The 26,039-nt window shown below is 72.7% G+C and carries 27 protein-coding genes and 2 pseudogenes; 16 read left to right on the forward strand and 13 right to left on the reverse strand.

The window, feature by feature from the left end; translation table 11 throughout:
- Window positions 1–48: 48 nt before the first annotated feature.
- Window positions 49–1,230, reverse strand: coding sequence for an ROK family protein (locus ACFY3C_RS33760; RefSeq protein WP_390773492.1), 1,182 nt, complete (start codon window positions 1,228–1,230; stop codon window positions 49–51).
- A gap of 373 nt (window positions 1,231–1,603) precedes the next feature.
- Here ACFY3C_RS33760 and ACFY3C_RS33765 point away from each other — a divergent pair, with 373 nt between their 5' ends.
- Window positions 1,604–2,254 carry a DedA family protein gene (locus ACFY3C_RS33765; protein WP_390773596.1) on the forward strand — a complete coding sequence of 217 codons (651 nt, stop codon included), beginning with the start codon at window positions 1,604–1,606 and terminating at the stop codon, window positions 2,252–2,254.
- Window positions 2,255–2,260: 6 nt separating this feature from the next.
- Here the strand turns inward: ACFY3C_RS33765 and ACFY3C_RS33770 are convergent, their stop codons facing one another.
- A complete protein-coding gene (locus ACFY3C_RS33770; protein WP_390773493.1) occupies window positions 2,261–3,229 on the reverse strand; it encodes a PHB depolymerase family esterase in 969 nt (322 codons plus the stop codon).
- Window positions 3,230–3,406: 177 nt separating this feature from the next.
- On the opposite strand from ACFY3C_RS33770, the pseudogene ACFY3C_RS33775 reads away from it, so the two are divergent.
- The 3 genes and pseudogenes from ACFY3C_RS33775 (at window position 3,407) to ACFY3C_RS33785 (ending at window position 5,888) form a co-directional block, all read left to right on the forward strand.
- Window positions 3,407–3,501: pseudogene (locus tag ACFY3C_RS33775) on the forward strand.
- Between the two features lie 129 nt (window positions 3,502–3,630).
- Window positions 3,631–4,746, forward strand: coding sequence for an aromatic acid exporter family protein (locus tag ACFY3C_RS33780; protein WP_390773494.1), 1,116 nt, complete (start codon window positions 3,631–3,633; stop codon window positions 4,744–4,746).
- Window positions 4,743–5,888: a PP2C family protein-serine/threonine phosphatase gene (locus ACFY3C_RS33785; RefSeq protein ID WP_390773495.1), complete on the forward strand. Its 1,146-nt coding sequence runs from the start codon at window positions 4,743–4,745 to the stop codon at window positions 5,886–5,888. The genes ACFY3C_RS33780 and ACFY3C_RS33785 overlap by 4 nt, the downstream gene beginning before the upstream one ends.
- Window positions 5,889–5,925: 37 nt before the next feature.
- Here the strand turns inward: ACFY3C_RS33785 and ACFY3C_RS33790 are convergent, their stop codons facing one another.
- The 3 genes and pseudogenes from ACFY3C_RS33790 to ACFY3C_RS33800 all read right to left on the reverse strand — a co-directional run bounded on the left by ACFY3C_RS33790 (window position 5,926) and on the right by ACFY3C_RS33800 (window position 7,113).
- Window positions 5,926–6,495 carry an aminoglycoside adenylyltransferase domain-containing protein gene (locus ACFY3C_RS33790; protein ID WP_390773496.1) on the reverse strand — a complete coding sequence of 190 codons (570 nt, stop codon included), beginning with the start codon at window positions 6,493–6,495 and terminating at the stop codon, window positions 5,926–5,928.
- A gap of 29 nt (window positions 6,496–6,524) precedes the next feature.
- A pseudogene (locus ACFY3C_RS33795) lies at window positions 6,525–6,752 on the reverse strand (nucleotidyltransferase domain-containing protein); the annotation flags it as partial.
- Window positions 6,753–6,762: 10 nt separating this feature from the next.
- Window positions 6,763–7,113, reverse strand: coding sequence for a DoxX family protein (locus ACFY3C_RS33800; protein ID WP_390773497.1), 351 nt, complete (start codon window positions 7,111–7,113; stop codon window positions 6,763–6,765).
- Window positions 7,114–7,174: 61 nt separating this feature from the next.
- Here ACFY3C_RS33800 and ACFY3C_RS33805 point away from each other — a divergent pair, with 61 nt between their 5' ends.
- The 9 genes from ACFY3C_RS33805 to hypA all read left to right on the forward strand — a co-directional run bounded on the left by ACFY3C_RS33805 (window position 7,175) and on the right by hypA (window position 14,758).
- On the forward strand, window positions 7,175–8,071 hold the full coding sequence (locus ACFY3C_RS33805) for a LysR family transcriptional regulator (RefSeq protein ID WP_390773498.1): 897 nt from the start codon (window positions 7,175–7,177) through the stop codon (window positions 8,069–8,071).
- 184 nt (window positions 8,072–8,255) lie between these two features.
- The gene (locus ACFY3C_RS33810) at window positions 8,256–9,812 is read left to right on the forward strand and encodes a hypothetical protein (RefSeq protein WP_390773499.1); all 1,557 of its coding nucleotides are present in this window, start codon (window positions 8,256–8,258) and stop codon (window positions 9,810–9,812) included.
- A 57-nt stretch (window positions 9,813–9,869) separates the two neighbouring features.
- Window positions 9,870–10,931 carry a hydrogenase expression protein HypE gene (locus tag ACFY3C_RS33815; RefSeq protein ID WP_390773500.1) on the forward strand — a complete coding sequence of 354 codons (1,062 nt, stop codon included), beginning with the start codon at window positions 9,870–9,872 and terminating at the stop codon, window positions 10,929–10,931.
- A 76-nt stretch (window positions 10,932–11,007) separates the two neighbouring features.
- Window positions 11,008–12,801: a nickel-dependent hydrogenase large subunit gene (locus ACFY3C_RS33820; RefSeq protein ID WP_390773501.1), complete on the forward strand. Its 1,794-nt coding sequence runs from the start codon at window positions 11,008–11,010 to the stop codon at window positions 12,799–12,801.
- Window positions 12,794–13,366, forward strand: coding sequence for a NifU family protein (locus tag ACFY3C_RS33825; protein ID WP_390773502.1), 573 nt, complete (start codon window positions 12,794–12,796; stop codon window positions 13,364–13,366). The genes ACFY3C_RS33820 and ACFY3C_RS33825 overlap by 8 nt, the downstream gene beginning before the upstream one ends.
- Window positions 13,363–13,959, forward strand: coding sequence for a DUF5947 family protein (locus ACFY3C_RS33830; protein WP_390773503.1), 597 nt, complete (start codon window positions 13,363–13,365; stop codon window positions 13,957–13,959). The genes ACFY3C_RS33825 and ACFY3C_RS33830 overlap by 4 nt, the downstream gene beginning before the upstream one ends.
- A 21-nt stretch (window positions 13,960–13,980) precedes the next feature.
- Window positions 13,981–14,187, forward strand: a complete 207-nt coding sequence (locus tag ACFY3C_RS33835) for a hypothetical protein (RefSeq protein ID WP_390773504.1) — start codon at window positions 13,981–13,983, stop codon at window positions 14,185–14,187.
- A 15-nt stretch (window positions 14,188–14,202) separates the two neighbouring features.
- A complete protein-coding gene (locus tag ACFY3C_RS33840; RefSeq protein ID WP_390773505.1) occupies window positions 14,203–14,394 on the forward strand; it encodes a hypothetical protein in 192 nt (63 codons plus the stop codon).
- Between the two features lie 7 nt (window positions 14,395–14,401).
- On the forward strand, window positions 14,402–14,758 hold the full coding sequence (hypA, locus tag ACFY3C_RS33845; RefSeq protein WP_390773506.1) for a hydrogenase maturation nickel metallochaperone HypA: 357 nt from the start codon (window positions 14,402–14,404) through the stop codon (window positions 14,756–14,758).
- A gap of 58 nt (window positions 14,759–14,816) precedes the next feature.
- Here the strand turns inward: hypA and hypE are convergent, their stop codons facing one another.
- The 7 genes from hypE to ACFY3C_RS33880 are packed head-to-tail and all read right to left on the reverse strand — an operon-like array spanning window position 14,817 to window position 22,857.
- On the reverse strand, window positions 14,817–15,875 hold the full coding sequence (hypE, locus tag ACFY3C_RS33850) for a hydrogenase expression/formation protein HypE (RefSeq protein ID WP_390773597.1): 1,059 nt from the start codon (window positions 15,873–15,875) through the stop codon (window positions 14,817–14,819).
- Window positions 15,876–15,918: 43 nt separating this feature from the next.
- On the reverse strand, window positions 15,919–17,064 hold the full coding sequence (gene hypD / locus ACFY3C_RS33855; protein ID WP_390773507.1) for a hydrogenase formation protein HypD: 1,146 nt from the start codon (window positions 17,062–17,064) through the stop codon (window positions 15,919–15,921).
- Window positions 17,061–17,351 (reverse strand): HypC/HybG/HupF family hydrogenase formation chaperone, encoded by a 291-nt coding sequence (locus ACFY3C_RS33860; RefSeq protein ID WP_386578743.1) that lies wholly within the window; start codon window positions 17,349–17,351, stop codon window positions 17,061–17,063. The genes hypD and ACFY3C_RS33860 overlap by 4 nt, the downstream gene beginning before the upstream one ends.
- Window positions 17,352–17,354: 3 nt before the next feature.
- The gene (hypF, locus tag ACFY3C_RS33865; protein WP_390773508.1) at window positions 17,355–19,757 is read right to left on the reverse strand and encodes a carbamoyltransferase HypF; all 2,403 of its coding nucleotides are present in this window, start codon (window positions 19,755–19,757) and stop codon (window positions 17,355–17,357) included.
- Window positions 19,754–20,479, reverse strand: coding sequence for a hydrogenase nickel incorporation protein HypB (gene hypB / locus ACFY3C_RS33870; protein WP_390773509.1), 726 nt, complete (start codon window positions 20,477–20,479; stop codon window positions 19,754–19,756). The genes hypF and hypB overlap by 4 nt, the downstream gene beginning before the upstream one ends.
- Before the next feature lie 60 nt (window positions 20,480–20,539).
- Entirely contained in the window at window positions 20,540–21,130 is a 591-nt protein-coding gene (locus tag ACFY3C_RS33875; protein WP_390773510.1) for a hydrogenase maturation protease, read from the reverse strand.
- Window positions 21,127–22,857: an enoyl-CoA hydratase-related protein gene (locus ACFY3C_RS33880; protein ID WP_390773511.1), complete on the reverse strand. Its 1,731-nt coding sequence runs from the start codon at window positions 22,855–22,857 to the stop codon at window positions 21,127–21,129. Before ACFY3C_RS33880 ends, ACFY3C_RS33875 begins: the two co-directional genes overlap by 4 nt.
- A gap of 209 nt (window positions 22,858–23,066) precedes the next feature.
- On the opposite strand from ACFY3C_RS33880, the gene ACFY3C_RS33885 reads away from it, so the two are divergent.
- The 3 genes from ACFY3C_RS33885 to ACFY3C_RS33895 all read left to right on the forward strand — a co-directional run bounded on the left by ACFY3C_RS33885 (window position 23,067) and on the right by ACFY3C_RS33895 (window position 25,381).
- Window positions 23,067–23,672, forward strand: a complete 606-nt coding sequence (locus tag ACFY3C_RS33885) for a hypothetical protein (protein WP_390773512.1) — start codon at window positions 23,067–23,069, stop codon at window positions 23,670–23,672.
- Window positions 23,673–23,688: 16 nt separating this feature from the next.
- Window positions 23,689–24,108, forward strand: a complete 420-nt coding sequence (locus ACFY3C_RS33890) for a DUF2267 domain-containing protein (protein ID WP_389189588.1) — start codon at window positions 23,689–23,691, stop codon at window positions 24,106–24,108.
- A gap of 130 nt (window positions 24,109–24,238) precedes the next feature.
- Complete coding sequence (locus tag ACFY3C_RS33895; RefSeq protein ID WP_390773513.1) at window positions 24,239–25,381, forward strand: AI-2E family transporter; 1,143 nt, start codon at window positions 24,239–24,241, stop codon at window positions 25,379–25,381.
- Window positions 25,382–25,442: 61 nt separating this feature from the next.
- On the opposite strand, the gene ACFY3C_RS33900 is transcribed toward ACFY3C_RS33895, so the two are convergent.
- The gene (locus tag ACFY3C_RS33900) at window positions 25,443–26,000 is read right to left on the reverse strand and encodes a TetR/AcrR family transcriptional regulator (protein WP_390773514.1); all 558 of its coding nucleotides are present in this window, start codon (window positions 25,998–26,000) and stop codon (window positions 25,443–25,445) included.
- Between the last annotated feature and the right edge of the window lie 39 nt (window positions 26,001–26,039).

The following is a 26,039-nucleotide window of genomic DNA, read 5'->3' on the forward strand; positions in this document are numbered from 1 at the left end:
AGTAAGTGGACGCGCTGGAGTCTGCTCGGGCGGGTGGGCGGGGTTTGCTTACGCGGGCGAGAAGAGGTGGTCGCTGATCAGTCGGGCCCCGCCGATCACACCGGCGGTGTGGCCCAACTCCCCCAGGACGATGGGCAGGTTGCGGGTCGCCAGGGGCAGCGACTGGCGGTAGACCTGGGTGCGGATCGCGGCGAGCAGGGTGTGGCCGAGGCCGGTCACCCCGCCGCCGATCACCACCAGGCCGGGGTTGAAGAAGGAGACGAGTCCCGCGATGACCTGGCCGACGCGGGTGCCGCCCTCGCGGATCAGGTCGAGCGCGGTGGCGTCGCCCGTCGCGGCCGCGGCCGCGACGTCGGCGGCGGTGAGTGTGCCGTTAGCTTCCAGCCTGGCCGCGAGTTCGGCGGACAGGCCCTGTTGGGCCGCCTGCACCGCGTCACGGGCCAGGGCGGCGCCGCTGAAGTGTGCTTCCAGACAGCCCCGGTTGCCGCAGGCGCAGGGGCGGCCGTCGGGCACGGCCTGGATGTGGCCGATGTCGCCCGCACTGCCGGTGGTACCGCGGTGGACGTGGCCGCCGGCGACGATCCCGCAGCCGATACCGGTGCCTATCTTGACGCAGAGGAAGTCGGCGACGGTGCGGGCGACTCCGGCGTGCTGTTCCCCCATGGCCATGAGGTTCACGTCGTTGTCGACCATGACCGGGCAGCCGAGTTCCTGACTGAGTGCCTCCCGCACGGGGAAGCCGTCCCAGCCCGGCATGATCGGCGGGGCTACCGGGACACCCTCCGGGAACCGGACGGGTCCGGGGACGCCGATTCCGGCGCCGTCGAAGCCCTCGGCGAGCCCGGCAGCCTTCAACTTGCCGGCCATGTCCAGGACTTGTTCGAAGACGGCGACGGGGCCCTCACGGACGTCCATCGGCTGGTTGAGGTGGCCGAGGATCTCCAGCTCGGCGTTGGTGACGGCGACGTCGACCGAGGTCGCGCCGATGTCGACACCGAGGAAGCGGAGGTCCGGGTTGAGCCGGACGTTGTGGGAGCGGCGGCCGCCGCGCGAGGCGGCGAGTCCGTCGGCCACCACGAGGCCCGTCTCCAGCAGCCGGTCCACCTCCACCGCCAGCTTGGACCGGGACAGGTCGACCTGGTCGCCCAGCTGGGCACGGGAGTTGGGACCGCCGTCACGCAACAGCTTGAGCAGGCGGGCCTGGTGCGCGTTCGCCGGTCGTGCCGTCATGCGCCTCACGAGCCCCTCCCCGCCAGTATTCGGCCACCAGTGTCTGGCTTTCGTAGGGAACGTAGCAGTGGCTGCCGAGACTGGGAAGAAGTCATGCATGGATTCCCGCGATCTTTTTCCACTGGCAGGACAAAGAGGGGAGGCCCGGCCCTCCGGCCCCGCAGGTCACCTGGGCGGGCGCGGGACCGAGCACCCGGTCCGCGACCGGCGCACAGGTGTCGCCCTTGCACCGGTCGCACACCAGTGCGTGGAGCCCGGCAAAGGAGTTTCCCGCCCGTTGCGGTCCCGTCCACCCGGTTGTCCGGGCAGCCGGACCGCGGCCACGTGACACTTGAGGAAAGCGACGGACGAGCGGGACCGGGAGGCGAGGGCGGTGATCGGGGTCAATCCGACCGACAGCGCCTCGCTGCTCGCTGCCTTCGGTGCGCTGGGCGTCCTGGTGGTGATCTTCGCCGAGTCGGCTCTGCTGGTCGTCGGCTTCTTCCTGCCGGGTGACACGCTGCTGTTCCCGGCCGGTGTGCTGTGCGCGGCGAGCGCTCAGCAGGCGCCGCGGCTGGTGCTGTGGCAGGTGCTGCTGTGCGCGGCCGTCGGCGCCGTGGCGGGCGGCCAGGCGGGCTATCTGCTCGGGCGGCACGGCGGCCGGCCCCTGCTGGCCCGCACCTCGCGGCGGCGGGTGAAGGAGGTTACGGCCCAGGCGGAACGGATGCTGGCCCGCTACGGATACCGCAAGGCACTGGTGATCGGCCGCTTCGTCCCGATGCTGCGCTCCGTGCTGCACCCGGCGGCCGGCGCACTCGGGGTTCCCGTGCGGACGTTCACCATCTGGCAGACCATCGGCGGCCTGCTCTGGTCCCAGAGCCTGGTACTCGCCGGATATCTCCTGGGTTCCTCGGTGTCCCGCGTCGACGACTACCTGTTGCCGCTGGTCGCGCTCATCGTCGTCATCTCCCTGCTGCCCCTGCTGGCGGAGGCCCGCCGAACGCGGCGCGAGCGGCGGGACCGCTCCGGTCAGACCGGGAGTTGACCGTGGTCAGCCGAGGCCCCAGGCGAGGCCGAGCCGGTAGGCGGCGCACAGGTGGACGTCGAGGACGTACGGGGCCGTGGTCCCGCACCCGGTCGCCGGATCGACGGGCTGCCCGTGCCCCATCCCGGTGATGCCGTAGGTCTCCACCACAGCCTGCCCGGAAGGGGAGCGGTAGACCTGGTGCGGGTACCCCGCCACGGTGTCGGAGACGTCCGCGCTCTGATCGGCACCCTGGACGTCGGTCCACTGCCTGACCAGGTCCGTCATGTTCGACGGCTTCACCGTGCCGTCCGCCGAGCCCTGGAAGACGGTGAGCGTGGGCCAGGGGCCGGTGTATCCGGGGCGGGCCCTGCGGACGCGGTCGCCCCACTGGGCCGGTGTCTGGTTCGCCCACCCGTACATGCACGGGTACGGCCCACCGGCCGCCGCGGAGCAGCCGTACGGCAGCCCGGCCACGATGCCGGCCGCCCGGAACTTCTCCGGATAGGTCGCCGTCATCACCGCCGTCATACCGCCGCCGGCGGACAGGCCGGTGACGAACACCCGCGAGGGATCGCCCCGGACGTCGGCGAGTTGGCGGTCCACCATCTGCGCGATCGAGGCGGCCTCGCCGTCCCCGCGTTCGATGTCCCCGGCCTGGAACCAGTCGAAGCACTTGCTGAGGTTGTTGCTCGTGGACTGCTGCGGGACCACGACGGAGAAGTGCCAGCGGTCCGCGAGCGCGGTCCAGCCGCTGTTGACGGCGTACCCGGCGTCCTGGGTGCAGCCGTGCAGGGCGACGACGACGGGAGCGTTCACCGGCAGGTCCGGAGGTTCGTAACGGAACATGCGCAGCGCACCGGGATTGGCACCGAACCCGGTGACTTCACCGAGGGAGGCGGCAGCGGCCGCCGTGCGGGGGGTGAGGAGTCCGGCGGCCAAGGCGGCCACGAGGGCCACCAGGGCGGCTGTCAGGCGTGCGGCTCTGGTCTGCATGCCCGGAGATGCTAGGAGCCTGGCACGGCTGCGATATGGGGCCGGAGCCCATAGTGCGGTCGCCGCGAGTGGGCACGGCGGAGGGCTCGGCACGTCAGTGAGACGTCACCGTCGCGTCAGTGCGGCCTGGCACCGTAGTTGATGTGAACGGCACGGGAAACCGGAAGCCGGACACGGGGAGAGGTGCCCGGAGTGGCTGATCGGGGACCTACGAGCACGCCTCAAGGTCGGGCCCCACGGGGCCCACGCAGGTTCGAATCCTGCCCTCTCCGCCCATCGCAAGCTCTACACGCTCCTTATTTGCCAGATGCCCCATTTGTCCGATTACCCTGGGGGGCTGTTGCCCCGAACCCGCCCAGGCGGGCTCGAGAAGTCCGGCACAGGGAAGGAGCACGGAAGGCATGCGCAGCGCACGGATATCCGCCCTCGCTATGCCCTTCGGACGAGCCAACTGCGCCGACGCCGCGCGGGCAACGGTGGCAGCGGGGCTGACCTGGCAGGTGTGCGTGAATCTGCTGCATACGCCCCACCCCTATGTGGGTGCCGTGGCAGCCCTGCTGATCGTCGAGGCGACGGTGGTGCGCACGGTCGCCGCCGCGACCCGGTACGCCGCGGGATGCCTGCTCGGCGTGGTCGTCGCCGTACCCGCCGCCCTGTACGTCGAGCCGGGAATGGCGGGTCTGGGTCTCGTCGTCTTCGCCTCCGTCCTGCTGGCCCGGCACGAGCTGCTGGGCCACCAGGGGCTGCATCTGCCGACGACGGCCCTGATCACCTTCGCCCTGGTCCGTGGCCGGCATCCTGCCGAGGTGGTCTCCCACCTCGCGGAGATCATGCTGGGCATCGCGTTCGGCCTGGCGTGCAGCGCGCTGCTGTTCCCGGCCGTACGGGTGCGGTCCGCGGAGCACGCCATGGAGAGGCTGCGCACCCTGCTCGCCCGCCACCTCGACGGTCTGGCCGACGCGGTCGCCCGGCGGGAGCGGCCGCGGAACGTGCTCGGCTCCGGCTGGGAGCGGGAACTCGACACCGCGCTGGCGCAGGCCCGTACCGCCGTGGACGAAGCGCACGAGAGCGTGCGCTGGAACGTACGCCCCATGGCCCGTCGCCGCCGCTGGCACCTGGACCGTCGCGTCATACGGACGCTCGCCGACGTGGAGCAGCAGGTGTGCGCGGCCGGGCGGCTCCTCGACACGAGGCCCGCGGTGAGCCGGCCCGGCTCGCGGGGCGAGGACGCTCCCGTCGCCGACGGGTTCGCCGACCCGTACGCACGGTTGCTGCGTACGACGGCCCTGTGCGTCTACGGCTGCCGGGGCGGGCGGCCCCACCCCGCGCTGCCGGCGGCCCGCCACGCCCTCGCCCGCCTCGACAGACCCGACCGTGATGCACCGGTCGACCGCGAGGCGGACCGCCATCTCGTCCATCACCTGGACGCGGTCCTGTCCTGCCTGACCACGTCCGTACCCGCCCCGACCCGACAGCGCCGGGTGCTCAGCCCGCTGCGACCCTCACGGCGACGATGACCTCTCACCCCACGGATCACCCGCACGACGACACCGCACCCACCGACATCACCGGCCGTACCCCGCCCGCCTGGAGCCGGCTGCCTCTCACCCTGACCCCCGTCCTGCTCCTGGTGGTCGTCGCTCTCACCGACCTGCTGACGCCGGACTGGCTGCACGTCTCGCCGGTGATGGCCGCCGTGCCGGTGCTGGCCGCCGCCCTGCTCCCCGTGTGGGCGACGGCGGCCCTCGCCTGCGCGGCGCTCTCCGTGACGGCGCTGCTGCAGATGGTCGCGGGGCAGCTCGGCCGCCCGGACTCGGACGTCGTCCTGGGCACCCTGGCCGTGGTCGGGCTCGCCTCGCTCGCCACCTGCTCGCTGCGCCGGCGCCGGGAACGGCAGCTGCGCCAGGTCCGCTCCGTCGCACAGACCGCACAGCGTGCGCTGATGCACCCGCTGCCGGACCGGATCCGCTCGCTGGCCCTGTGCGGCGTCCATCTGCCGGCCGAGTCGGCGGCCCGGATCGGCGGCGACTTCTACGAGGCGCTGCAGACGCCGTACGGCACCCGGATCCTCATCGGCGACATGCGGGGCAAAGGGCTGACGGCCGTCGGGGCCTCAGCGAACCTGCTCGGCGCGTTCCGGGAGCTGGCCGACCGTGAGGCGTCCCTGGCCGAGGTGGCCCAGGGCCTGGACGAGCGCGCCCGCCGCGAGATCGCGGCGCTGGACGGCCAGGGCACGCAGGCGTTGTTCACGGAGCGGTTCGCGACCGCCCTGCTGGTGGAGTTCCCGCCCGGCGAGGCGGTGGCCCGCATCGTCCACTGCGGTCATCCCGACCCGCTCGTCGTGCGCGCGGGCCGGGTCCACGCCCACCTGCCCGACCGGCCCGGGCCACCGCTCGGACTCGGCGACCTCCTGGCCGCTGAGCCGGTCGCGACGACGGTGCCCTTCGCCCCGGGCGACCGGCTCCTGCTGTACACGGACGGATTCATCGAGGCCCGGGACCGCCGGGGCCGGTTCTACGACCTCCCCGCGCACGCCCGTGCCCACGCGGACCGCCCGCTGCCCGCGATGGTCTCCGCCCTGCGCCTGGCCCTCCTGCATCACGTCGACGGCGACCTCGGCGGCGACGCAGCGCTGGTGGCGCTGGAGCGGCTGCCGTGAGAGCGGTTTCGGGGCGTCAAGGGGCGAGCTGCAAAGGTCAAGGGCCGAGCCGCCGGCCCTCCTCGATCGCCATCGCCGCGAAAGCGATGGTGTCCCGCAGGCGCGCGATCGGGTCGCCCTCGTACGCGGAGGCCGCGGAGCCTTCACGGATCCGCAGCGCTTCGTGGACGATCGGCTGCCAGCGCCCGTCGAAGGCGGTCAGGGCGTGGCGCCCGGCGCCGGTCTTGGAGGTGAGCCGGTCGGTGGCCAGCAGATGGTGCAGGCGCGCGATACCGAGTACGAACCACTCGGTGACCCACTCGCCCCGCTCGGCCGGGCCGTCGAAGACCCATTCCTGACCCGGACCCGCGCGCAGTTCGTCGAGCGACGACCGCCAGAACTCGTCGAGGTTGGCGTGGCTGTAGGCGCGCAGCGCGCTCTGGTCCGTCCACACGTCGTCCGCCGTCAGCTGGCGGCCACGTACGGTGACGGCTCGCTGGGCCAGCTCGTGCCAGGTGACCGGGTTGCGGCTGAAGTGACCTGCGGGCCGGAAGTCCCACTCCTGGACGCACGGCACGTCCGGGCAGCCCTTCGGCGAGCCGGCCAGATCCGCGTACGTGACGTGCAACCCGTCGAAGTAAGGCGTGGGTGACGGCTGCTCAGCTCCACGAAGACCTCGCGGAGCGCGTCCACCGCCTTCTGCGAAGGCCGCTCGCTCAGCACCGCCAGGAAGTCGATGTCGCTGCGTCCGGGACGGAAGTCGCCGAACGTGAGCGACCCGTGCAGATACAGGCCCTGGACGAGCCCGGGAACGGCCTCGTCGGTCAACTGCAGGTAGCTGTCGACGCATTGGCGGATCTCTGGGGGCAGCGACAGTGGCGTCATGGCGGCCACGCTAGACGATCGCGGCCATCGTCAGCGCTCCCGAGGCCAGTACGAGGAACAGGCCCGGGAACGCGATGTTGTGGAGCACGCGTGCCCGTACGTGGACGGCCAGGGCGCCGATGTAGAAAAGCACCAGGCCGAGACCGGCGGCGACGCCCAGGAGGCGAAGGCCCAGCAGTCCCAGCAGGAGTCCTGCGGCCCCGGCCGCCTTCAGCAGAGCCAGGGGCCGGAGCCAGGCCGCCGGCACACCGACCTCACGCGAGTTGGCGAGGACGAACGGCGCCCTGGCGAGGTCGGCCGCCGCGATGCCGGCGTTGGCCAGGACGGCCGCACAGGTGACGAGGACGTAGGCGAGTTCCATGCCCCCACCCTCCCCGGGAGGCCGACACGCCGTCCAATACCTGCGTCCATAACCTGGTGGAATGGATGTCGACACCCGTCTCCTGCGCTCCTTCCTGGCCGTCGCCGAGGACGGCAGCCTCACCCGCGCCGCCGAGCGCGTGTATGTGTCCCAGCCGGCCCTGACGAAGCAGATCCGGCAGCTGGAAACTCAGCTCGGTGTACGGCTGTTCGACCGCTCGCGGGCCGGCATGGCACTGACCGGGCCGGGCCGTGAGCTGGCCCGTCTCGTCCCGAAGGTGCTCGCGGCGTGGGACGACGCCCTGCGCGCCACCCGGGCCGCCGACCGGCAGGCCTCCCGGGTGCTGCGGGTCGGGTTCCTGGCGAGCGCGGCCAACGAGGCGACGCAGGAGATCGTCGCCGCGTTCGCCCGGCGCCGGCCCGGGTGGCGCGCCGAGCTGCGCCAGGCGGCCTGGACGAACCCGAGCGCCGGACTGGCCACCGGGGACGTGGACGTCGCACTGCTGCGGCTGCCCTTCCCTGGCCAGGAGGTCCTGCGCGTCGAGCCGTTGTTCAGCGAGCCGCGCTGGGTCGCCCTGCCCGCCACGCACCCGCTGGCCGCGCGCGACACCATCGCCTTTCGCGAATTGTGGGACGAGCCGTTCGTCGCCGCCCCGCAGGAGACCGGCGCGTGGCGCGACCACTGGCTGGCCGCCGAGGAGCGCGAGGGCCACCCCGTCCGTGTCGGCGCGGTCACCGAGCAGCCCGACGACTGGCTGAACGCCATCGCCAACGGGTACGGGATCGCCCTCGCGCCCCAGTCCGCCGCGCGGTTCTACGCCCGGCCCGGCGTCGTGTACCGGCCGGTCACCGGAGTGAGCCCGACGCACGTGGGCGTCGCGTGGGCATCCGCCGACGACCGCAATCCGGTCGTCCTGGACTTCGTCCGCTGCTGCCTCGACCTGGCAGGACAGGTGTGAGCGCCGGCCCGGACCGGTGACCGACTCCGGCCTCCCGCACACTCCGAGCCCGCCGAGCCCATACCTCTCCCGCTACCTCGTCCCCCGCCCGGCCCAATCCCGGTCCGCCGGAAGGGCGAGCACCCGTGAGGGGTGTGACCGTGGTGGAAGGGATCGGCGGGTGCACCTGTGGCGAGGAGGCAAAATGGCCGAGACGGGCGGCGTAAGTGGCGTGGCGTGTACCGCCGTGGCGGGAGACGACCCGTCCGGTGACGCCTTCGCGCAGGTGAGCGCGGTCGCCGATGCCGTCCTCTACGAAGGCTATCTGCTCTACCCGTACCGCCGTTCCTCGGCCAAGAACCGCGTCCGCTGGCAGTTCGGGGTGCTGTTGCCCCGGGACTGGGTGGAGGCGGACGGGCCCGTCACCCCGGGCCTGTCCGGTTCCGCGGACTCCTGGTACCAGCAGACCGAGTGCCTGGTGCGCGTACGGCAGCCCGAAGCGGTCGTACGGGTGCGGGTGCGGTACCTGCAGATGCAGCACAAGCAGGTGCAAGCGGCCGGTGCGGACGGGCAGTACCGCCCGGTCGAGTCGCTGCGCACCGACGACGGGACGGCCCATCTCACCTTCGACGAGGCGGTGCCGCACGAGGTCGGTTTCGCGTGGCCGCTCGCCGATCTGCTGCGCGGCGAGTGCCGCGCCGAGGCCGGGGCGCCGCCCGGTGAGCGGACGGAGCCGCTGCCCGGGGGTGCCGGGCGCGTGGTGCGGCGACGCGAACAGGTCCGGGCGCGTACGACGGTCGTGGCCGAGCGGATCACCGACGACGTGTGCCGGCTGCGGGTGCGCACCGAGAACACCGGGCGCGCACCGGATGCCCGGGCCGCTCGGGGCGATGCCCTGCGGCATGCGCTGCTCGCCGCGCACACCCTGCTCGGCGGCGAGGGCGTGGAGTTCGTCTCGCTGATCGATCCGCCCGCGGATCTGCAGGCCCCTGTGCGCGACTGCCGTAACACGTTCACCTTTCCTGTCCTGGGCGGCGAGCCGCAGGAGACGGGACCGGTCGGTCGGGTCGTCCTGTCCTCCCCGATCATCCTCCCGGACCGTCCGCAGGTGGCGCCGGAGAGCCCCGGCGACCTGCACGACGCGGCGGAGATCGACGAGATCCTGACGCTGCGCACGATGCTCCTGACGGACGAGGAGAAGGCCGAGGCGCGGGCCACCGACCCGCGGGCCGCGCAGATCCTGGACCGTGTCGACAGCATGCCCCAGGAGGTCTTCGCCCGGCTGCACGGCGCCATCCGCTCACTGACTCCCGTCACGCCCGCCGCCGTAGCCGAGGACCCGGCCGAACGGCCCGCGTGGTGGCAGGAGGGCGGCGACGAGGGGCTGTCCCCGACGACCGACACGGTGCTCGTGGACGGCGTCCCCGTCGGCGGCGGCAGCCGGGTGCGGCTGCGGCCGCGCGGCCGGGGTGCCGACGCCCAGGACATGTTCGTGGCCGGCCGGACCGCGCAGGTGGCGGCGGTCTTCCACGACGTGGACGGCAGCGTGCACCTCGCGGTGAACGTCGACGACGATCCCGCGGCCGAACTGCACGGCTGGTACGGCCGTTTCCACTACTTCCGGCCCGACGAGGTCGAACCGCTCGCAGGCGCGCACGCGCCGGGTCCCGCCGACCCGGTCCACCCACCCCGGCCGCAGTCCCCGCGGCCCCGACGTCCGGCCGACCGGCCGGAGGAGGGACGGCCCGATGGACGCCCCTGACCTGCCGGCGCACGCCGCTCACCGACTCCCCGACCGACCGCAGCAAAGGCGGACGACATGACCACCCAGACCAGTGCCACCCAGGAGCGCGACGCGATCGACGAGATCCATATCCTCTGGATCTCGGAGGGCATGAGCTGCGACGGCGACACCGTCTCCCTGACGGCCGCCGACCAGCCCTCCATCGAGGACGTGGTGCTCGGTCTCATCCCGGGCCTGCCGAAGGTCAACCTGGTCAACAAGGTGCTCTCGCCGAGCCTGGGCGGCGAGGACTTCCTCGCCCCGTACCGGGCGGCGGCGCGCGGCGAACTGGCCCCGTTCATCCTCGTCATCGAGGGTTCGATCCCGAACCAGAACATCATCGAGGGCGACGGCTACTGGACGTCCTTCGGCAACGACCCGGAGACCGGCCAGCCGCTGCCGCTGAACTGGTGGATCGACCAACTGGCGCCCAAGGCCTGGGCGGTGGTGGCCGCCGGCACCTGTGCCACCTTCGGCGGCATCCACGCCATGGCCGGCAACCCCACCGGCTGCATGGGCCTCGCGGACTACCTGGGCTGGGAGTTCACGTCGCAGGCCGGGCTTCCGGTCGTCAACGTGCCCGGCTGCCCGATCCAGCCCGAGAACTTCATGGAGACCCTGATCTGGGTGCTCCAGCATGCGGCCGGTACCGCTCCCCCGCCCCCGCTGGACCACATGCTGCGCCCGCAGTGGCTGTTCGGGAAGACCGTGCACGAGGGCTGCGACCGGGGCTCGTACTACGAGCAGGGCGACTTCGGCCTCGACTACAACTCGCCCAAGTGCCTCGTGAAGACGGGCTGTTGGGGCCCCGTGGTCAACTGCAACGTGCCCAAGCGGGGATGGATGTCCGGGATCGGCGGCTGTCCGAACGTCGGCGGTATCTGCATCGGGTGCACGATGCCCGGCTTCCCGGACGCGTTCATGCCGTTCATGGACGAACCACCCGGGGCGACGCTGTCGACCCTCGCCGTCAAGCCGTACGCGGCCGTCATCCGCCGGCTGCGCGGCCTGACCAACGACATGGTGAACCACGAGCCCAAGTGGCGCCACAACAAGCGCAGGCTGACCAGCGGTTACGACCCGCACTACCGCCCGTGACGCCGCCCGAGAGGCCGCCCGTCGCGTATCCCGCCATCGACCCGCCGAACCCGAACAGCAAGGGGCAGTACCGCAGATGACGACCACCGAGTCCCGGGCCACCGGGCGCAAACCCCCGCAGATCGTGGACATGTCCTGGGATCCGATCACCCGGATCATCGGCAACCTGGGCATCTACACGAAGATCGACTTCGCCAACCGGGAAGTCGTGGAGTGCCACAGCACCTCGTCGCTGTTCCGCGGCTACTCGGTGTTCATGAAGGGCAAGGACCCGCGTGACGCGGGCTTCATCACCTCGCGCATCTGCGGCATCTGCGGCGACAACCACACCACGTGCTCCAACTACGCCCAGCAGATGGCCTACGGCGTGAAGCCGCCCAAGCTGGCCGAGCACATCACCAACCTCGGCGAAGCGGCCGAGTACATGTTCGACCACACGATCTTCCAGGACAACCTGGTGTTCGTGGACTTCTGCGAGGCGATGGTCAAGGCCACCAACCCCGCTGTGCTGGCCCGTGCCGAGCGCACGAACGCGCCCCGCGGGGACGTCCACGGCTTCAGGACCATCGCCGACATCATGAGGGCCTTCAACCCCTTCGAGGGCGAGGTCTACAAGGAGGCGCTGAAGGTCAGCCGGGTCACCCGGGAGATGTTCTGCCTGATGGAGGGACGGCACGTCCACCCGTCGACGATGTACCCGGGCGGGGTCGGCACGATGCCGCAGCCCAACACCTTCACCGACTACCTCAGCCGGCTCATGCGCGTCATCGACTTCGTCAAGAAGGCCGTGGCGATGAACGACGACGTCTTCGACTTCTTCTACGAGGCGCTGCCCGGCTACGAGGAGGTCGGCAAGCGCCGCATCCTGCTGGGCTGCTGGGGCGCCTGGCAGGACCCGGACGTCGTCGACTACCGCTACGCGAACATGAACCAGTGGGGCAAGGCGATGTACGTCACCCCCGGCATCGTGGTCGACGGCGAACTGGTCACCAACAACCTGGTCGACATCAACCTCGGCCTGCGGATCATGCTCGGCAGCTCCTTCTACGAGGACTGGGTCAACGAGCAGCCGTTCGTCACCCACGACCCGCTCGGCAACCCCGTCGACATGCGTCACCCGTGGAACCAGACCACCGTGCCGGTGCCGCAGAAGCGGGACTTCGACGGCAAGTACAGCTGGGTGATGAGCCCGCGCTGGCACCACCCGGGGACCGGCGAGCACCTCGCCCTCGACACCGGCGGCGGGCCGCTCGCCCGGCTGTGGACGACCGCGCTGAGCGGCCTGGTCGACACGCCGTACGTCAAGGCGACCGGCAGCAGCGTGCGCATCTCCCTGCCCAAGGGCGAGTCGCTGCCGGAGACCACGCTCGAGTGGCACATCCCGAAGTGGAGCAACACCATCGAGAGGGACCGTGCCCGGCCGTACTTCGTCGCCTACGCCGCCGCCATGGCCCTGCAGTTCCTGGAGGAGGCGATGGGCATGCTCCGCGACGGCGACTCCAAGGTGTACGAGAACTTCGAGGTGCCCGACGAGGCGATCGGCTGCGGTTTCCACGAGGCGGTGCGCGGTGTCCTCTCGCACCACCTGGTGATCCGCGACAAGAAGATCGCCAACTACCACCCGTACCCGCCGACCCCGTGGAACGCCAGCCCCCGCGACATCTACGGCACCCCCGGGCCGTACGAGGACGCCGTCCAGGGCCAGCCGATCTTCGAGGAGAACGGGCCCGACGACTTCAAGGGCGTCGACATCATGCGCACCGTGCGCAGCTTCGACCCGTGTCTGCCCTGCGGGGTGCACATGTACATGGGCAAGGGCAAGACGCTGTCGACGGTGCACTCGCCCACGTACGGGGCCGGCCATGCCTGACACCGCCGTACGGCTCCCGGATCCGGCGGTGGAGGCGCGGCTCGCCCGGCTCGACGAGGTGCTCGCGGGGCTGGAGTCCGCGCCGGGCCCGGCTGCGCGGGAGGCGCTGGAGTCGGTGACTCTGCTGACCGAGGTCTACGGCGAGGCGCTCGCCCGGGTCCTGGACCACGCGGACGAGCGGCTGCGCGAGCGCCTGGCCGACGACGAGCTGCTCGGGCACCTGCTGGTGCTGCACTCCCTGCACCCCGAGTCCGCCGAGCGACGGGCCGCCCGCGCGGTCGAGCGGCTGCGGCCCGCGGTCCGCGAACGCGGCGGTGACCTGGAGTGGGCCGGTGTCGAGGGTCAGGTGGCCCGGGTGCGGGTGAGCACCGGCGGCGGGTGCGGTTCCGGGTGTGGCGGCGGGTCGGCCGACGTCACCGCGGCCGTCCGCGCGGCGGTGCTGGCCGCCGCCCCGGAGCTGGACGCGGTGGAGCCGGTCGCCGCCGCGCGGCGGGCGGCCCCGGCCTTCGTACCCCTGACGACGCTGACGCGCCGGACCGCGCCGCGGCCGCAGGAGTCCCGGTGACCACGGACGGGGCACTGGCCCGCGTCATCCGCTCGGCAGCCGGCCGCACGGCGGCCGCCGAGGCCGAGACGTGCGAACTGTGCGCCGCCCCGGTGGCCGACGCGCACCCCCACCTGTACGACATCGAGGCCGCCGAGGTGCGGTGCGTGTGCGGCCCCTGTTCGGTGCTGTTCGCCGAGGACGGGGCGGGCGAGGGACGCTACCGGCTGGTACCCCGGCGCCGGCTGCGGCTGCCGCCGGTCGACACGGCGGTGCTGGGCGTACCGGTCGGCCTGGTGTTCTTCGTGCCGCGTTCCGACGGCACGGTCACCGCACAGGGGCCGAGCCCGGCCGGGGCCATGCGGTGGGAGGTGGACGCGGCGGCCTGGCAGCGGCTGACCGCCGCGTTTCCGCAGCTCGCCTCCATGGCACCCGAGGTGGAGGCGCTGCTGGTGAACACCGTGCGGGGCCTCGACGAGCACTGGATCGTGCCGGTCGACGACTGCTTCCGGATGGTCGCCCTCGTCCGCCGCGAGTGGCGGGGCCTGTCCGGTGGCGACGGGGTCTGGCCGGCCGTGGAACGGTTCTTCGCGCAGCTCACCGAGCGGTCGTGAGGGCCTGGAAGGAGAACAGACATGGGCAGCATCAGAGTGGGCCGCCGCCAGGCGAAGCCCGACACGCCCCGCCATGTGCCGGGGATGCACCAGGGCAACCATGGCCCCTACGAGCACCAGAGCGGACACCACGGGGACGGCACCGCCGACGCGCGCCGCTCCACCGGGATCCACTGGAAGCGGCATGACGCCCTGCTGGACGCCATGCCGAACATCTCACCGGGATGAGAGCAGGGAGAGAGCGTGAACAAGCGCTGCCGAACGACGAACACAGCGAGGTCGGCGATGTCCGGACGTCAGGTGCTGCTCGCGCAGGCCGCTCTGGTGGGCGGTCTGGCACTGGCCCTGTTCGTGTTGGAACTGCCCAGTATGGTGCGTGAGTTGCGCATCTACCGGATGACCGGTGGTCTGCGCGCGAACCGCCGCTACCCCTGAGCCGGCCGTGCACGAGTTGTCCATTGCGACGGCGATCGTGGAGCAGGCCGAGGAGATCGCCCGGGCGGACGGCGCCGACGACGTCTCGTCGGTGACCGTCCGGGTCGGCGAGCTCGCCGGTGTGGTGCCGGACGCGCTGCACTTCGCCTTCGAGGTGGCCCGTGACGGCACGGCCCTCGCCGCGGCGCGGCTCGTGGTCGAGCAGGTGACTGCGCGGGCCTGGTGCGGCGGGTGTGCTGAGGAGTTCGCGGTGGGCATGCCGCCGTTCTTCTGGTGCCCGCGCTGCGACCGGCCCTCGCAGGACCTGCGCAGCGGCCGGGAACTGGAGATCACGGACGTCGAGGCGGCTGCGGCCCTGCCCTGACGGCAGTCGGCCCCGCCGGAGCTCGGTCTCCGGCAGGGCCGACTGCTGTCCGGGCCGCTCAGCAGATACGGGGCAGCTGCTCCCCCAGCGGCAGGTCCACCACCCGGGTGCCGCCGAGCCCGGTGGCCACGACGACCATGCCCGGGTGCTCCTCGACGCACTCGCCGATGAGGGTCGCGCCGGTGCCCTGCGGGTGGGCGCGCATCGCCGCCAGCACGGCTTCGGCCTCGTCCCGGGGCACGAAGGCGACGAGCCGGCCCTCGTTGGCGACGTAGAGCGGGTCCAGGCCGAGGAAACCGCAGGCGTTCGCGACCTCGTCCGGGACCGGGATGGCCCGCTCCCGCAGCCGTACGCCGGTGCCGGAGGCGCGGGCGATCTCGTTGAGCGAGGTGCCGAGCCCGCCCCGGGTGGGGTCGCGCAGCACGTGGATGTCTCGGGTGACCGCCAGCATGGCCGCCACCAGGCCGGCCAGCGGCGCGGTGTCGGAGGCGATCTCGACCCCGAACTCCAGCCCCTCCCGGACGCTCATGATGGCCACGCCGTGCAGGCCGATCGGGCCGCTCACGATCACGGCGTCGCCGGGCCGGGCGCGCTGCGGGCGGATGTCGACGCCGTCGGGGACGAGGCCGATGCCGGCGGTGGTGACGTAGACGCCGTCGCCGTGCCCGGACTCGACCACCTTGGTGTCGCCGGTGGCGACGGTGACGCCCGCCGCCTCGGCCGCCGCGCCGATGGCGTGGGCGATCCGCCCGACGACGGCCAGTTCCACGCCCTCCTCCAGGACGAACGCCGTGGAGAGGTAGGCGGGGCGGGCGCCGCTCATGGCCAGGTCGTTGACGGTGCCGTTGACCGCGAGGTCGCCCAGGCTGCCGCCGGGGAAGAACAGCGGCCGTACGACGTAGGAGTCGGTGGAGAAGGCCAGCCGGGCGCCGCCCAGGTCGAGGACGGCCGAGTCGGTGAGGGCGGCCAGGGTGGGGTTGCCGTACGCGGGGGCAAAGACCTGCTCGATCAGTTCGGCGGACAGCGCGCCGCCTCCGCCGTGGCCCATGACCACGACCGGCTGGTCGCGCAGGGGTGCGGGGCAGGTCCAGTTCGCGGGGTCGACGGCCGCTTGCATCGCTTCGGCAGCGTCAACCGCTTCGGCCGCTTCGGTGGCGAGGTCAGCCAACGGGGTTCATCTCCTCCTGCGGGATGCGGGATCCCTGCCGTGCCGGGGTGTCGGTCATCCGGCGGTACAGGTAATAGGCGGCGCAGGCGCCCTCGCTGGAGACCATGGTGGCGCCCAGCGGGGTGCGCGGGGTGCAGGTCGTGCCGAACGCGGCGCATTCGGTCGGCTTGATCAGGCCCTGCAGCACCTCGCCGGCCCGGCACGCGGCGGGCTCCTCGGTGCGGATCCCGGCGACGTCGAAGCGGTGCTCGGCGTCGTGGGCGCGAAAGGCGTCGGTCAGGCGCCAGCCGCTGGTCGGGATCCGGCCGATGCCGCGCCAGTTGCGGTCGGTGACCTCGAACACCTCCTCGATCATGCGCAGGGCCGCCGGGTTGCCCTGCTCGCGCACGGCCCGGGGGTAGGCGTTCTCCACCCGGTGCTCACCGCGCTCCAGCTGGTGGACGGCGCGGCGGATGCCCTCGAGGATGTCCAGCGGTTCGAAGCCGGTGACGACGACCGGCACCCGGTGCTTCTCGGCCAGGTCCGGGTACTCGGCGGTGCCCATCACGCTGCACACGTGCCCGGCGGCGAGGAAGCCCTGCACCCGGCAGGCGGGCGCCGACATGATGGCGTCGATCGCCGGGGGGACCCGGACGTGGGACACCAGCAGGCTGAAGTTGTCCACGCCGAGACGGCGGGCCTGGTGGACGGCCATGGCGTTGGCGGGGGCGGTCGTCTCGAAGCCGATCGCGAAGAAGACGACCTGCCGGTCCGGGTTCTTGCGGGCGAGGTCCAGGGCGTCGAGCGGCGAGTACACCACCCGGACGTCACCGCCCTCGCCCTTGACCCGGAACAGGTCCCGGTCGGTGCCGGGCACCCGCAGCATGTCGCCGAAGGAACAGAAGATCACGTCCGGGCGGGCGGCGATCTCCAGCGCCTTGTCGATCACGTCGAGGGGGGTGACGCACACCGGGCAGCCCGGACCGTGGATCAACTCCACTTCGTCCGGCAGGAGTTGGTCGATGCCGTGCCGGATGATGGAGTGGGTCTGGCCGCCACAGACCTCCATCAGCGCCCAGGGGCGGGTGACGGTGGCGCGGATCTCGCCCAGCAACCGGCGCGCCAGATCCGGGTCGTTGAACTCGTCGATGTACTTCACTGGACCTCACTCCCGCTCCCCTGCCGGGCCGCCTGCTCCCAGGCGTCGCCGAACTCCTCCTCCAGCAGCCCGAGTTGCTCGAACAGCTCCAGGGACGCCCGGGCCGACTCCTCGTCCAGGCGCTGCAGGGCGAACCCGACGTGGACGATGACGTACTCCCCGACCCGCACATCGGGCAGGTATTCAAGGCACGCCTGCTTCCGCACTCCGCCGAAGTCGATCAGCCCGGTGAGCGGGTCGGCGCCGTCGTCGATGGCCACGACCTTGCCGGGCACTGCCAGACACATGGGTCACTCCGTCTCGTGGTTGGTTGCTGTTCCCGCGACCATGAGCTGACCGAGCGCCAACCCGCCGTCGTTCGGGGGTACTTCGCCATGCCGCAGGACCGTGAACCGGTCCGCGGCCAGCAGGGCGGCACACTCCTCCTCCAGCAGGGCGTTGGCGAAGACGCCTCCGGTGAGAGCGACCGTGGTCAGGCCGGTCGTTCCGCGGGCCCGCCGGCAGATCTCCGTGACGGCCCGGGCCACGCCCCGGTGGAAGCGGGCCGCGAGCACGGGGGTGGGGGTGCCGCTCCGCAGGTCGGCGAGGACGGCCTGCAGCGGGGGCGCGATCTCCCACCTGCCCGCCCGGTTCAGCCGGCCGAGAGGCCGGCCGGACGGGACTGCGTTGAGTGGCGGGAGGGTCCGGAACCCGAAGCGGTACGCCCTGGTGTCCGCGTGCCACGCCTGCGTCGCCGCGGCCTCCAGCTCCAGCGCGGCCTGCGCCTCGTACCCCGCGCGGTGGCACACGCCGATCAGAGACGACACGGCATCGAAGAGACGACCCATGCCGGACGTCGGGACACATGCCACCTGGCGTTCCAACTGCTGCCGCAGGATGCCGAGTTCCGGTTCGGAGCACGCTACGACACTCGGCAGGTCCCGCTCCCACGGCAGCCCCGCCGCCCACAGCCGGGCCAGCGCCAGCCGGCAGGGGTTGGCGACGCCCGCGTCCCCGCCGGGCAGCGGGGCCGGGGTCAGGTGGGCGAAGCGCCGGTAGCCGGTGTAGTCGGCGAGCAGTACCTCGCCGCCCCACACGGTGCCGTCGTCGCCGTACCCGGTGCCGTCGAAGGCGATCCCGATGACGGGTGTGGTGCCGTCGAGGCCGTGTTCGGCCATGGCCGAGGCGATGTGGGCGTGGTGATGCTGGACCAACGTCGGTGGCCGAAGTCCGAGTTGGGTCGATCGTCTCCGTGCCCAACCCGTCGAGTGGTAACCGGGGTGCCGGTCGGCGGCCACCAGCCGCGGGGTGACTCCCGTGAGGCGACCGAGGTGCCGTTCGGCCCTCTCGGCCGCTTCGAGGGTGGCCAGGTCACCCATGTCGCCGATGTGCGGCCCGAACCAGGCGAGGTCCCCCTCGCCCAGGCAGAGCGCGTTCTTCAGGTCGCCGCCGACCGCGAGCGTGGGACGGACCGGGAGGGGGAGGCGCAGCGGGCGGGGGACGTAACCGCGGGAGCGCCGGAGCACCTGTTCGGTGCCGTCGGGGCGCACCCGCAGCAGGGAGTCGTCGCACGGGGAGGCGATGGGCCGGTCGTGGGCGAGCCAGGCGTCGGCGAGTCCGGCCAGCCGGATCAGCGCCTCGGCGTCATCGGTGACGATGGGCTCGCCGGAGCGGTTTCCGCTGGTCATGACCAGTACCCGGGGTCCGGGCGGATCGCCGGGCAGCCCGAACAGCAGGGTGTGCACGGGGGTGTAGGGCAGCATCACGCCCACGTGCGGGCTACCGGGGCAGACCTGGTCGGCGAGGCGGAGCCCGTCCGCGGAGGTGCGTCTGCGCAGCAGGACGATGGGGCGCCGGGCGCCGGTGAGTGCGGCTCGTTCGGCGTCGGTGAGGTCCGCGACGCGCTCCGCCGTGTCGAGGTCGGCGCACATCACGGCGAAGGCCTTGCCGCCGCGTTCCTTGCGGGTGCGCAGGGTGGCGACGGCGCGTGAGTCGGTGGCGTCGCAGGCCAGGTGGTAGCCGCCGACGCCCTTCACGGCGATGATCCGGCCCGCGGCCAGCAGCGCCCGTGCGGTGGCCAGGGCGTCCGCGTCCCGGGCCGGGCGGACACCGGTTCCGTCGGCGGGGATCAGGCGGAGCCGGGGGCCGCAGTCGGGGCAGGCGACGGGCTGGGCGTGGAAGCGCCGGTCGGCGGGGGCGGCGTACTCCCGGGCGCAGGTGGGGCACATCGGGAAGCCGGCCATGGTGGTGGCCGCTCGGTCGTACGGCATCCCCGTGGCGATGGTGAAGCGGGGGCCGCAATGGGTGCAGGTGATGAAGGGGTGGCGGTGGCGGCGGTCGGCCGGGGCGGCCAGCTCGCGCAGGCAGTCGGCGCAGGTCGCGGTGTCGGGCGGGAGCTGGGTCCGGCCCGCCGACTGCTCGGTGGGGCGGATGGTGAACGGGCCGGTGGTGCCGGTGGCGGGGAGGTCCTCACAGCCGACGCCCGTCACGGCCGCCAGCGGGGGCGGCTGCTCGGTCAACCGGTCGAAGAACCGGCCCACTTCGCCCGCCGGGCCCTCCACCTCGATGAGCACGCCGTTCGCGGTGTTGCCGACGAACCCGGCCAGCTCCAGGTCGGCGGCGAGCCGGTGCACGTACGGCCGGAACCCGACCCCCTGCACCGTGCCGCGCACGGTGATCCGGCGGCGGACCGGGCCGGTGACGGGCGCGGTCACGCGACGGGAGCGGAGGCGGGGTGGTGGTGACCGTGGGGATGCGGGGCGAGCGGAGGCCGGTGCGGCGGGGCGCCGTGCCGGGCGGCGAGGGCGTGGGCCAGGAGGATGTCGACGCCGTCGCCGGTACGCGCGCACGACCGTACGATCTCCACCCCCGGGTTGACCCGCTGGACGTTCGCCCGGAAGGCCATCTCGTCGAAGCCGGCAGGCTCGGCCAGGTCGGTCTTGGTGACGACGACCAGGTGGGCCGAGCCGAACGCGGTCGGGTACTTCAGCGGTTTGTCCTCGCCCTCGGTCACCGCCATCAGGACGATCCGCAGGGTCTCGCCGAGGTCGTAGGACGCCGGGCAGACGAGGTTGCCGACGTTCTCCACGAAGAGCACCGCGGTGTCCGCCGGCAGCCAGCCTTCCAGGCGCCCGCGTACCTGCCGGGCCTCCAGATGGCACAGTCCGTCGGTGAGCAGCTGCTGGACGGGGGCGCCCGAGCGCGCCAGCCGGACGGCGTCGTTCTCGGTCGCGAGGTCGGCGGTGAGCGCGGCGACCGGAACGCCGCGCTCCACCGCTCTGGCCAGGATCCGGCCGAGGAGTTCGGTCTTGCCGCTGCCCGGGCTGGACAGCAGGTTGACCACCGTGACGCCCTGTCGCGTCAGATCGTCGCGCAGGCTCGCGGCCAGGTCGTCGTTCTTCGCCAGGACGGCCTGCTTGACGTCGGACCGGCACATGGGCGCAGCTCCTCGGAGTCGTGCGGCGGAGCCCCGGCCGTGTCCCTTACGGCTCGGGTCTCACCGATCTTCGGCTCCGTCGGCCGCGAGGCCGGGCAGCGCAGCCGCGTGCGGGGGCCCGGATTCCATCGGGCGGCCCAACGGCGGTGCGGGCGCGGCGGGGTCGGCCAGCAGTACGGGGACCAGGGTGTGCAGCGCGTCCACGGCCCGGTCGACCGCCTCCCGCACGGGTGGGCTGATCCCCGGCAGGATGTCCTCGTCGCCGCTCGGCAGGACGCCGGGCTCGCAGGCCAGGACGAGGACCCGGGGCAGCAGCTCGTCACCCAGGTGCGCGGCCAGCGCCAGCACCTTCTGCGGGTCCATGCCGTGCGCCTCGGGCACGGCGGTGCCGTCGGGCGGTTCCGCCTCGATCAGGGTGAGGGTGCCGGGGCGGTGTCCGCGCGGGGCCGCGTCGACCAGGACGGCGGTGGCGCAGCCGTCCAGCAGCGCGTAGGCGAGGTCCATGCCGCGGATGCCGAAGTCCCGCACCCGCACCTCGGGCGGCAGCGGGCGCGCGTCGAGGGCACGGATCACCTCGGGGCCGAACGCGTCGTCCCCGAGGAAGATGTTGCCGACGCCCGCCACGAGCAGCGGGGATGGTGCCGGGTTCACCGGACGGCTCCGACGGCCTGTGCCAGGGGGCGGGCGTCGCCGGTGGGCTGCTTGCGGACGAAGGCCGACCGCAGGACGTGGTACGGGGCCGTGGGGTCGAAGAAGATGGCGTACATGCGGGCGAGTTCGTCCCGCCGGTAGTCCGCGAGCGGCCGTGCCTGCTCGTCCGCGTGGCGTGCCGCGGCCTTGGCGGCGATGCGTCGCCCGAGGTCCGGGGCGGCGGCGAGGCCGACGGCCAGTCGCTCGACCTGGGCGGCGAACTCCCCCGGCCCGGTGGGCACGAGCCGGTCCACCAGTCCGAGCCGCCCGGCCGACGCGGCGCTCAGCGGCAGCGCCTCCTCCGTCAGCCGGTGGGCGGTGTCGGACCCGGCGCGGCGGGGCAGCGAGTACGTCCAGAACTCGGATCCGTACAGGCCCATCCGCCGGTAGTGCGGGTTGAGGACGGCACCGGTACGGCACCAGACCTGGTCGGCGGCGAGGGCGAGCATGGCGCCGCCCGCGGCCGCGTTGCCGGCGAGCGCGGCCACCACCAGCCGGTCGGTGGTGCGCAGCACGGCCTCGACGAGGTCGTCCATGGCGGTGAGGTTGGTCCAGGACTCCTCGCCCGGGTCGGCGGCGGCCTCGATGACGTTCAGGTGGATGCCGTTGGAGAAGAAGTCGCGGGCGCCGCCGAGCACCAGGACGGAGGTGCGGCGGGTGAGCGCGAACCGGTAGGCGGCGAGCAGCCTGCGGCACTGGTCGGTGCTCATCGCTCCGCCCGGGAAGGAGAAGCCGAGGAAGCCGACATCGCCGCGCTGCCGGTAGCGGATGTCGGTCCAGGTGCGGCGGCGCGGGGGCAGGTCGAGCGGGACGGCGGCCTCCGGGAGGTCGAGCGGGCGGCCGGCGAACGAGGCGAGCACGGAGGCGGCGGGGCGGCGGAAGGGCGCCGGGTCGCCGGAGTTCTTGCGCGGGCGCAGTTCCGGGATCCACACGGCGCCGTCCCGGGTGGCCCGGCACACCGCGCCCGCCCGGGTCGCGAGCAGTTCGCCGGGGCGGCCGCGCAGCCGGTCCTCGGGGTGCCCGCCGTGCAGGAACACCTCGTGGCCGAGGAGTTCGTCCAGGACGCCGGGCTGCGAGTCGGCGCCGCGGAGCTTGCGCAGCACGGTCTCGGTGCTGTCGTGCGCCCAGTCGACGCGCCGCCGCTCCTGCCGGAAGAGGTCGCGCCACACGACGTGGACGGGGGCGTGGGACGCGTCGGGGTCGCCGGTCTGCGGGCGCGGTTTGAACGAGGCGTCGGCGAAGCGGCGTACGGCGAGCAGGACGGCGGCCACGGCGGCGTCGGAGGCCTCGTTGCGGTACAGGTCGCTCTTGCCGACGGCCGGCACGGGAAACGACTCCGCGGCCCAGATGTCCCCCGCGTCCATGGCCGCCTCGGCCTGGAGCACCGTCACGCCCCAGCGCGGCGCAGAATCGGCGATGGCCCAGTCGAGCGCGGACGGGCCGCGGTCGCCGGGCGGCCCCGGATGCACGATGAGGCAGGTCTGCTCCCGCCAGACGTCCTCGGGCAGGGCCGTCTTCAGCATCGGCGCGACGATCAGGTCCGGGCGCCGGTCGTGCACGGCGGCACGGACCGGGTCCGCGCCGTGCGTGGCGAGTACGACATCCACGCGGTGTCCCAGGTCGGAGAGTTCTGCGTACAGCCGCTGGGAGAGGCTGTTGAACGCGCTGGCCACGAGCAAAATGTCCATGACATGGCATGTTCGTCCCTCTTGGGGGAACCGTGAAGAACCCGTGCGGCGTTTCCTTCACCTCGGCGGGATCTCTTCCTCCGTCCGCAGCGCGTTCCGGGCGGTCCCTCGGGCACCGCGGGCGCGGATGCGCGGGCCGCGTCTCGGCGGCACGATGGAAGAACGGGCCGGGCCCCCGACAGGCTCGTCCATGCGCTGGAAGTGATCCCATGGCACAGCAATCGGCGACCAGGGACCGGACGGCCGCACCGGTCGGGTACGGCAGCGTCTTCCTCTCCTTCGCGCCATGGATCGTCTTCACGGTGGTCGCCGGACCCAGCACCTGGAAGTACGCGGCGCTGGCCGCGCTGGTCACCGCCCTCGTGCTGTCCGGCCAGGACATCCTGCACGGCAGGCTCTCGATCCTCGACGTGACGGGCATCGTCTTCTTCGCCGTGATCTGCGTGCTGGCGCTGACCCTGGAACAGCAACAACTGCTGTGGCTGGAGACGTACGCGCAGGTGATCGCCAACGGGGTCATCGCCGTCGTGGCCCTCGGATCGCTGTTCTTCCAGCCGTTCACGGAGCAGTACGCCCGGCGGTCGACGCCGCCCGAGGTGTGGGACTCGCCACTGTTCAAGCGCATCAACCGGGTGCTCACGGCGGCGCGGGGTGGGGTATTCGTGGTCATCACGGTGCTGGGCTGGCTGGCCACACGGACGTCGTCGGGGAGCGACTGGCTCAACTGGGTCCTGCCGGTGGCGCTGCTGGTGTGGGCAGTCAACTTCACCCGACGCTACCCGGAGTCACAGCGCAGCCGGGCCCTGGCATCGTGAGGAAGGAGCCGGCTTCATGCATCACGACGAGATCATCGGAAAGGTGCAGGCACTGGCCCAGCTGCCCGACCGGGGGACGGCCGAGCGGGCGACGCACGCCGTGGTGAGCACCCTCTCGGAACGGCTGCCGTCCGGGCTCGCCCGCCATGTGGCCGCTCAGCTGCCGCCGGACCTGGCGGCCGACATGCGACTGGCGGCGGACGCGTCGGGCGGCGCCGACTCGGGCACCGCGGGTGAGCGTTTCGGGCTGACCGTCTTCGCCGGACGGATCGCCGACCGGGCCGGCACCGACGAGGACACGGCCCTGCGCGACGCCGCGGCCGTACTGGAGGTGCTGGACGCCGCACTGGCTCCGGAGCTGACCGAGCGGATCGCCGGGGCGCTGCCGGCGGACATCCGGGAGCTGCTGCCCGTGGAGCGCGCCCACGGGTTGTGAAGTCCGCGTCACCGCGCGTTGCGTCGTCTCCTTCTCCGGCTTGCCCTTACCGTTCTCAGGATGTGACGGACAGTCAGGACGCGGGCACGGTGAGGAGGCGGAAGACCGGGTGGGCGGTGCGGGCCGGCGAATGAGCAGAGGGCGTCGAGCGGGCGCGGCGGTGCTGGGGAGCCGGCCGGCGTACTCGGTACGGCTCACGGCGGTCACCCGCCCGGAGCCCGACACCCCGGTGGCCGGGCGCCCGGTGCCGTGGCTGCGGGTCGCCGCCGCCTACGCCTGGCGCCTCACCCTCGTCGGCATCGTCGTCTACGGCGTCTTCAGCATCCTCGGCCGCTTCCAGCTCATCGCCGTCGCCCTGTTCCTCGCCCTCGTCGTCACCTCGGTCCTGCGCCCCCTCGTCGACTTCCTCAGCCGCGTCCTGTCGCGGCCGCTGAGCGTCGCCCTCGCGCTCGTCGGCAGCCTGCTGATCCTGCTCGGCCTGCTCGCGCTCGTGGGCAACGCGGTGGCGGGCGAGTCGGCCAAGCTGGCCGGCGAGTTCCGGGGCGGCATCCACCGCATCGAGCTGTGGCTGCAGCGTCCGCCGTTCCGGCTCAGCCCCGGCCGGCTCTCCGATCTGCAGCGCCAGGTGACCGACTACATCTCCACGCACCGGGCCAGCCTGCTCAGCAGCGCCCTGTCGGGACTGGGCAGAGTCGTCGAGGTGATCACGGGCGGCGCGCTCGCGCTGTTCGCCTCCGCGTTCTTCATGCACTCCGGCGAGCGCATGTGGCGCTGGGGGCGCGACCAGCTGGTGCCGGGCCCTGCCCGGCCGGCCTGGGACCGGGCGGGGAGCGCCGCCTGGCGGACGTTCGCCGGGTACACGCGCGGGATCATCATCGTGGCTGCCACCAACGCCGTGCTGGTCGGCATCGCACTGCTCGTGCTGCGGGTGCCGCTCGCGCTGCCGCTGACGCTGCTGGAGTTCTTCGCCACGTTCGTGCCCCTGGTGGGCTCACCGGTCGCGCTCGGCGTGGCCACCATCGTCGCTCTCGCCGGGCGTGGGCCGCTCACGGCCGCGGCGGTGCTGGTGCTCATCGTCGTCATCGGCCAGCTCGAAGGGCATGTGCTGCACCCGCTGGTGATGAGCTGGGCGGTCCGGCTGCACCCGCTCGTCGTTGCCGTGTCCGTCATCGCGGGCAGCATCGTCGCGGGGGTGATCGGAGCCGTCGTCGCCGTGCCGATCATCTCGGTCGTCTGGGCTGTCCTGCGCGCGGTGCGGGCGGTGCCGCCGTGACCGTGGTCGCGACACCTTCCCTTCGGTTCCGAGGGAGGCCACGCCGTGGTCGTCGTACGGCTCAGCGCAGGGCCGCTGCCACGAGGCCGTGGATCTCCGGCCCGGTCACGCTACCGCCGTTCACCAGCCGGTCGAAGACCAGCCCGTCCACGCAGGTCAGCAGGGTGACCGCACGTTCTTCGGCATCCTCCACGCCCTGCATGACCAGGAATTCCTGCAGCGCCCGTCGCGCCAGGTTCTCGCGGGGCACGAGGATCTCGCGCAGCTCGGGCTGGTGCACGCTCTCGATGGCGCACGCGTACCGCGCGAGGGACCGCCGCCGCCCCTCCCCGGCGAGCCGAAGCGCGGTGAACGCCAGGAGGCCCGCCGTCACCTCGGCGGCGCTCCGGATCTCCGGTGTCCTGCTCCCGATCTCCTGCAGCTCCGCCTGGTCGAGTGCCACCAGACGTCGCACCAGTGCGGTGAGCAGCGCCTGGCGGGTGCGGTAGTAGGCGGAGGTGGTGCCTGGCGGCAGATTCGCCGCGCGGTCCACGGCGCGGTGCGTCAGTCCGCGCATGCCGACGTCGGCGAGCACGCCGATGGCCGCGTCGGCGAGGAGGGTACGTCGATCGGTGGACACCCCCTCTTTCTACACCCCCGCTTCTACAGCCGTAGAGGG

It is taken from the genome of Streptomyces sp. NPDC001410 (assembly GCF_042895235.1).
GTDB lineage: Bacteria > Actinomycetota > Actinomycetes > Streptomycetales > Streptomycetaceae > Streptomyces.